This window comes from Microcoleus sp. D3_18a_C4 (assembly GCF_036702415.1).
Classification (GTDB): Bacteria; Cyanobacteriota; Cyanobacteriia; order Cyanobacteriales; family Microcoleaceae; genus Microcoleus.
This window is the reverse complement of the sequence record NZ_JAUBTI010000004.1, coordinates 191529-197833: the sequence shown is the minus strand read 5'-3', so window position 1 is coordinate 197833 and position 6305 is coordinate 191529. Positions and strand designations below refer to the sequence as shown.

Here is a 6305-nt window from a genome sequence, read left to right as displayed (position 1 = left end):
CAGGAGGTTCTTTTAATACTCTTCTCATGCTGAGGAATTGGCAGTTGCACTCCGGGTTAGAACGAGGGTAGCTATTTTTTAGCTTGCCTTCTGGATCTTGTTCTATGTAAAGTTCTATTTGGAGACCTATTCGCTGAGTGGTTTCTTTCTGAACACTTTCAATCATGCCATCCAACCCGCTGAGCGTAAAATCGGGTAATAGTTCGAGCCGAGTTGTTTCCCCAGCATCCACCGCAATCGGTGCATCTAAACTAATTGGAGCATCTTTGTCAGGAGAGTACAAATCTTTAATTCGCCAACCCAGGTAGCCGTTGATCCAGTTGACAAAACTTTTTGAAACAGAAGATTGGCGCGGCTCAAAATTAGCAATCTCGCGACTAACCCATTCTAAAGTAAGGTTGAGGGCAGCAGGATAATTTTGATTGGCTGATTTTTTGACTCCTGGTAGTTGCTGAATTTGTAATAACAGCTTGTTCATGGCTGTTCGGCATTTTCTACTGTTAGCTGGGTTGTGGCGCACCTCTGCAATTAGAGCGCTTAACCGTCCATCTAGGTCATCCATGCGACTTTTTTGAGGAGCAAGTTAGTTTGTTTATTAGCTATGAAAATTTGCGAGCGTGCGAAAATCCTAAGCTATTTTCTCATGTGGTTGAGCTCTTTGTGTGCGTAAGTTCTTGCCGTCCGGAGGTTCGAGGCTATTTCCACGCGAATTATTGCAACTGAAGCAAGCTAAACGCAGGTTGGAGAGTGCGTTAGACCCGCCTCGGCTTTTCGGGAGTAAGTGTTCGATGGTTCTTTCTGATTTCTGCATCGACTTGTTGCACCAGTGGCAGCGGTTTCCGTACAGTTCCAGAAGTTGGCGTCTCTTGTTGCGTCTTGAAGCTGGGGACATAAAGCTTTCGGAGCCTCACGGCTGTTACGTGTTCATTTACGTATCAGCTCCCTGCTAAAAATTTACGCAGCCATAATTTAAACTCTCCTGCTGCCTTTGAGCCCTGGACTAAAGTCGAGCGGGTTTTCAGGCTCGTTTTTGAGGATTTTTCTTTATTTTGGTTGGTAATTAGAAGACTTCAAAGCCCAAGCCAAAAAGCGTTCTGTGTAATACAAAGCCAGTTGATTGCTCACACCATTAAAAACCGCATCAAAGGCGTGTTCAGCCCAAGGAATTTCGACCATTACCGCACGGTTTCCAGTGGCTTGTAATTGTTCGTAGAGAGATCGTCCAAACTTTGCCTCAACTATAGAACCCATTTGACATCTCTGACTCCGTTGACTTAAAGTAGCGCAAAAGCCATATCCTACTCACTATGCCGTACTCCAGCAGTCTCACCGACGAAGAATGGGAAATTCTTGAACCCCTCCTGCCCCAGATCTTGCCGGTGAAGAAGCAGACAAGACCCTGTGATTGGACGAAACGAGAACTGTTGGATGGCATGTTCTACCAACTTAAGAATGGCTGTAATTGGCAAGATTTACCCGGAATATCTGCCACCCTACTCAACCGTATATTGGCACTACAAGCAGTGGCGGGATGCAGGAGCTTTTCTGGCACTGATGACCGTCTTACATGGACAAGTGCGTGAACAAGTCAAAAAAAAGCCAAGTGGACAACGTTGCTGATGATTGACTCACAAGCCGTGAAGAATACCTGCAATGCCAGTGTTGAGTCCAAAGGCTTTTGCTTTTACAAATGTACCAACGGCATCAAACGACATCTCGCCGTTGATACACGCTTGCTCTGGGTTTTTTACCCACTGCACGAAAGCCAATGTCTCCGATGATCAAGGCTTAATCGAGATGTTGAGCCAGAATCTCGACTACTTTCGTGCCAAACCAGTCAATATCCTCTTATATCACCATTCTGCTGGACAATGGCTATCATCAGCGAGGTGATAACGGCAGCTTTGCAAGACCTCTACCCCCAAATCATGACCAAGATCCGATTTTCCCGGTCACCCAAACCGACAAAAGCCGAAAAAGCAGCACTTGGAAAAACGGGATTTGTAGTAGTCGCAACTCGATGGGTCATTGAGCGCTCAAATGCTTGGATGGAACGTTGTAAAAGTTTAGTCAAGAACTTTGAGAGGACGCTCAGCCATGCGACTGCCAAGCTTAACCTTTGTTTCATTCGACTAATGCTCAAGCGTTTAGCGCATAGCTAGATGTCAAATGGGTTCTATAGTAGTTAAAGCCGTGTGGCATCCGCGCTCTGGTCTGAAACCGTGACTGCTGTCAGAAAATTGAGGTTCGTAGTATGCCTCAAGAATCGAACGTACCACTTCTTGAACCAGTTTGTCTTTCCAAGTAGGGACACGCCCGCGGTCGAGTTTTTCCATTATTTTTGGGAATGTTAACTCGTCGTACTGGTGTCCATCGAAAGCGTTCATAGCGAATATCTTCTATGAGGCTCTCAATCTTTTTGACAGACATTTCATCAGCAGTTTCCTCAGTAATTCCTCGCCTCAAAGAGCCCCATCATTTTTGTAGATGCGACTGTACGCTCGGAGGTACAAATTCGGGTTGAATAAGTAGGTAGGCGATAATAAACCAAGCTATCTAAAGCTGTGTAAAGCGACCGTGTTAATCGGGAAATCTCGATCGCGAGCCGCAGTTGCTCCACGAACTCAATTCAGCTTGACAGCTCGTCAGGTACTTGGAGTAATTTGCAAGCACTTTTGTCTTGAGGGATTGTCACGGATTGAGCTAATCTGACTTCATCAGACGCTACACTCTGGTGGGTTAGAAACTGTTAGCTAATTTCTAGACAAAGCTACCCATCACTTCCCGTTTGTCCATCTATCAACCGATCGACATATTCTCTAAGCCGTTCCTTCCAGTCTGGGATAGTTTTTAGTTTTTCTCGCACTCCGGTTCTGACGTTAAAGCAAATTGGAGTTCTATCCATCGGTTCATCACCTATTGGTTTTGCGCCTAATTTGTGATTTTTCTGGAATGGCATACACAAACCTCATATATATTGCTATAGTAGTATATCTAACACATTGAGAGGTCGTATCAATGCCTTCGGTAACTTACGTCAAAGGTCTTCCAACACCAGCGAATGAGCTAAACGCACTTGGATTCAGTGAGTTTGAGATGTTCCTAGAAGCATTTGCACCTATCTTTCGAGATGCCGCAATTGAAACCGTCAACTATTTGTTATCTGGCACTGAATTCAACAAATCGACGTGGAACACCCATTTGCAGAAGACCTACCAAATCAGCAAGCGTCATGCAAATGGTGTGATTGCTCATGTAAAAGGTAAGGTAGATGGCTCAAAAGAACATCGCACTTTACATATCAAAACGTTGTTCGGGAAGGCAAAATCAATCGAAGCTTGGATCGAGAAAGCAGAACGCAAACTGAAGCTTGCTCGAAGGTTCTACGCGAAAAAGAATTGGCAGAACTCAAAAACATCGTGCAATTTCCCTTTGTCATGTTCGTTGAAATACAAAGATACGAACTGGAAGAATTTGAAGTTTCAAATTCATGGGAAAAAGCGTAAGTTGCACTTGATTAAAAACAAGATTGAATTCTTGAAACGTAAGCCTATCCTGGTGTCTGTTCCTCACGGACAAGTTTTTATTGTCGGATCTAAGGATGAAAGCTTTGGGAATCAGATTGCACAATGGGACGGCAAAATCATTAAGTTTCGCGTTCCTGCTTGCCTGGAGTCTCGATTTGGGAAGTCCGTTTCTTCAGAGATTGGTAACTTCGATCGCAACATCAACCGATTGCCCGCGACAGGCGCTAAAACTTGGCATTTGTTCAAGAAAAACGGGAAGTGGAATGCTGCGGTACAGTTTACGCCTTCCGAGGTGAAGTGCCAATCAAAGGATCGTGCCTATGGGTGCATCGGGATTGATATGAATCCTGGTGAGATTGGTTGGAGCTATGTGGACACCGAAGGGAACCTGAAAGCTCATGGTCAAATCCCGCTAGAAATGGGACTGCCATCGGGCAAGCAACAGGCGCAAATTGTTGATGCTTGTCTGTATGCGGCTAATCTTGCCATTTGCTTTGCCTGCCCTGTCGTGTGCGAAGAATTGGATTTTGCACACAAGAAAGAGCGTTTAGGCGAACAAGGTAAAAAGTATGCCAGAATGCTGTCTTTTTGGGCATACAGTGAGTTTTTCAGGCAACTGAACTCAGTCCTGTCAAACCGTGGTATTGAGCTAATTACGGTCAATCCTGCCTACAGTTCAATGATTGGGCTGGTGAAGTACATGAAAATGTACGGACTAGCCAGTGATGAAGCGGCTGCACTGGCGATCACCAGACGTGGAATGGGGCTAAGTGAAAGACTGCCATCGACCATAACCGCCTATTTCGAGGTGAACTCGCAAAAGCACGTATGGTCGATGTGGAACCAACTAAATAAACAGATCAAGCGTTCCGGCAAGGTTAATCGCAGACACGATTACTTTACCGTTTCTAACTGGAGTTTCCTAGCCAACCTTGAAACCGAGGAAGCGTAAGCACTAGGAAAGAATGCTTTCACTTACACCGTGGAGTGAGGTATGGACAAATTATCTAGTTTTGGGTAGCTTTGTCCACACATTTAGAAGCGGTTAACTCCGGCTGCATTGTTCAGGATACAACTTTATTGGAGGTACAAAAGATGACCCGGATCGTTGCTTTATTTAACCAGTCCGGAGGAGTTGCGAAAACGACTCTAACTATGAATTTGGGCTATCACCTGCAAGAGCGCAAGCACCGCGTGCTTTTGGTTGATATGGACCCTCAAGCTTCTCTGACAACTTTTTTGGGACTTGACCCAGTAGAGTTGACCCACACTGTCTACGAAGCTGTGGTGGGGGAGGAACCGCTGCCCATAAAAGGACCCATTCACGGGATGCACGTCGCTCCCTCTAATATTAATTTAAGCGCTGCTGAACTCGAACTGGTATCCGCCCTGATGCGAGAGATGCGCTTGAAAGAAGCCTTGGCTCCCATATTGGATGACTATGACTTTATTTTGATAGACTGTCCCCCAAGTCTGGGAATTCTGAGCGTTATTAGCTTGGTTGCTGCTACTCACGTTTTAGTTCCGATTCAAACTCAATTCAAGGCGTTTCAGGGTACGGACTTGCTCCTGAATACGGTGGCGGGACTTCGCAAAGCTGCCAACCGCCACCTGGCGATCGCAGGCTTTATTCCTACCATGTACGACGGTCGCACAGCTCAAGAGACGCGGACTTATAAAGCCATGCTCGAGCAGCTTTCCCCTCTCGCTGCTGTCTTGGAACCAATTCCCAGAACCATCGCTTTTCCCGATGCTTCTGAAGCGAGGCTTCCCCTGGCTCTGTCTAACCCCAAACACCCGGCCGTTGCTGCAATGAAAAAGATAGTTAAATGTTTGGAAAAACTACCATGAGTATTAGCAAAAAAGACCAACCTTATACGAGCAAATTAAGAGGCGTAGCTGCTTTACTCGGGGAGGTTGCTCCTGAAGCTGCAACGCAAAAAGCCCTGGCGGTAACAGCAATCCACTTGCCCCCCCAGCAGCCCAGGCGCTACTTCGACCCGGACAAGTTAGAGCAATTGGTACTTTCTATTAAAGAACACGGTATTTTAGAGCCTTTGTTAGTGCGCCCGAGGCCGGGCGGCGAGTATGAGTTAGTTGCAGGGGAGCGCCGCTACCGAGCCGCCCAAAAACTAGGACTTGCCGAAGTGCCTGTTGTTATTAGAAAGCTGACTGATGAAGAAGCTCTTGCCTTGTCGCTGATTGAAAATTTGCACCGCGAAGACTTAAATCCGGTAGAAGAAACAGAAGGCATCTTGCAACTTCTCAGTTTGAAACTGAACGTGGCGGTGGAAGAAACGATTTCACTCCTCTACCGAATGCAAAACGAGGCGAAAGGGAAAGTTACCCAAAACGTTTTGGGTAGTCAGTCTGGGGAAGAGGTTAAGTCCCTGTTTGATTCTTTAGGGTTAATGAGTTGGGAATCCTTCGCTAGCTCGAGGCTGCCTTTGCTAAAGTTGCCGACTGAGGTACTGGACGCCCTGCGCCGCGGCGAGATTGAATACACTAAAGCCACAGCGATCGCTCGCGTCAAGGATGTGTCCGCCAGAAGAGCGCTGCTAAAAGCTGCTATAGAGGAGAAATTATCTCTGAGTCAAATTGCTGAGCGAATCAAAGCCACCCGTCCATCCGGGAGTCAGGACTCGCTCAAGGAGCGAATTAAACAAGCGTCAAGTCGCTTGCAAAAAGCGAAGTTGTGGGACAGTCCTGAAAAACAGCAAGTTTTAGAGAAACTTCTCGAACAGATGGAAGCACTTCTAGCTGATGAATGATTGTGCC

9 protein-coding genes and 1 pseudogene are annotated in these 6305 nt (G+C 46.3%); 5 read left to right on the top strand and 5 right to left on the bottom strand.

Features of this window, described 5'->3' with window-relative positions; all coding sequences use genetic code 11:
- From QUB16_RS03955 to QUB16_RS03945, 3 genes are all read right to left on the bottom strand, one after another.
- Nucleotides 1–562: hypothetical protein (locus QUB16_RS03955; RefSeq protein ID WP_333314171.1), on the bottom strand; the 562-nt coding region annotated here is incomplete at its 3' end.
- Between the two features lie 66 nt (nt 563–628).
- Nucleotides 629–892 (bottom strand): HNH endonuclease, encoded by a 264-nt coding sequence (locus tag QUB16_RS03950; protein WP_333230116.1) that lies wholly within the window; start codon nt 890–892, stop codon nt 629–631.
- A 152-nt stretch (nt 893–1044) separates the two neighbouring features.
- Nucleotides 1045–1251, bottom strand: coding sequence for a hypothetical protein (locus tag QUB16_RS03945; protein WP_333314169.1), 207 nt, complete (start codon nt 1249–1251; stop codon nt 1045–1047).
- Nucleotides 1252–1307: 56 nt separating this feature from the next.
- Between QUB16_RS03945 and QUB16_RS33475 the strand changes: the two are divergent.
- A pseudogene (locus QUB16_RS33475) lies at nt 1308–1418 on the top strand (hypothetical protein); the annotation flags it as partial.
- Between the two features lie 10 nt (nt 1419–1428).
- Nucleotides 1429–1620, top strand: a complete 192-nt coding sequence (locus QUB16_RS03940; protein ID WP_333314167.1) for a hypothetical protein — start codon at nt 1429–1431, stop codon at nt 1618–1620.
- Nucleotides 1621–2165: 545 nt separating this feature from the next.
- Here the strand turns inward: QUB16_RS03940 and QUB16_RS03935 are convergent.
- Entirely contained in the window at nt 2166–2387 is a 222-nt protein-coding gene (locus QUB16_RS03935; RefSeq protein ID WP_333314164.1) for a hypothetical protein, read from the bottom strand.
- Nucleotides 2388–2770: 383 nt separating this feature from the next.
- Complete coding sequence (locus QUB16_RS03930; protein ID WP_333314162.1) at nt 2771–2959, bottom strand: hypothetical protein; 189 nt, start codon at nt 2957–2959, stop codon at nt 2771–2773.
- Between the two features lie 59 nt (nt 2960–3018).
- On the opposite strand from QUB16_RS03930, the gene QUB16_RS03925 reads away from it, so the two are divergent.
- The 3 genes from QUB16_RS03925 (at nt 3019) to QUB16_RS03915 (ending at nt 6298) form a co-directional block, all read left to right on the top strand.
- Nucleotides 3019–4479: a hypothetical protein gene (locus QUB16_RS03925; RefSeq protein ID WP_333314161.1), complete on the top strand. Its 1461-nt coding sequence runs from the start codon at nt 3019–3021 to the stop codon at nt 4477–4479.
- Between the two features lie 143 nt (nt 4480–4622).
- A complete protein-coding gene (locus QUB16_RS03920) occupies nt 4623–5378 on the top strand; it encodes a ParA family protein (protein WP_333314159.1) in 756 nt (251 codons plus the stop codon).
- Nucleotides 5375–6298, top strand: coding sequence for a ParB/RepB/Spo0J family partition protein (locus tag QUB16_RS03915; RefSeq protein ID WP_333314157.1), 924 nt, complete (start codon nt 5375–5377; stop codon nt 6296–6298). The genes QUB16_RS03920 and QUB16_RS03915 overlap by 4 nt, the downstream gene beginning before the upstream one ends.
- Nucleotides 6299–6305: the final 7 nt, after the last annotated feature.

Coding starts and splice junctions, on each gene's coding strand:
- QUB16_RS03950 (WP_333230116.1), bottom strand. CDS start 892: ATGTCCCCAGCTTCAAGACGCAACAAGAGACGCCAACTTCTGGAACTG.
- QUB16_RS03945 (WP_333314169.1), bottom strand. CDS start 1,251: ATGGGTTCTATAGTTGAGGCAAAGTTTGGACGATCTCTCTACGAACAA.
- QUB16_RS03940 (WP_333314167.1), top strand. CDS start 1,429: ATGGCATGTTCTACCAACTTAAGAATGGCTGTAATTGGCAAGATTTAC.
- QUB16_RS03935 (WP_333314164.1), bottom strand. CDS start 2,387: ATGAACGCTTTCGATGGACACCAGTACGACGAGTTAACATTCCCAAAA.
- QUB16_RS03930 (WP_333314162.1), bottom strand. CDS start 2,959: ATGCCATTCCAGAAAAATCACAAATTAGGCGCAAAACCAATAGGTGAT.
- QUB16_RS03925 (WP_333314161.1), top strand. CDS start 3,019: ATGCCTTCGGTAACTTACGTCAAAGGTCTTCCAACACCAGCGAATGAG.
- QUB16_RS03920 (WP_333314159.1), top strand. CDS start 4,623: ATGACCCGGATCGTTGCTTTATTTAACCAGTCCGGAGGAGTTGCGAAA.
- QUB16_RS03915 (WP_333314157.1), top strand. CDS start 5,375: ATGAGTATTAGCAAAAAAGACCAACCTTATACGAGCAAATTAAGAGGC.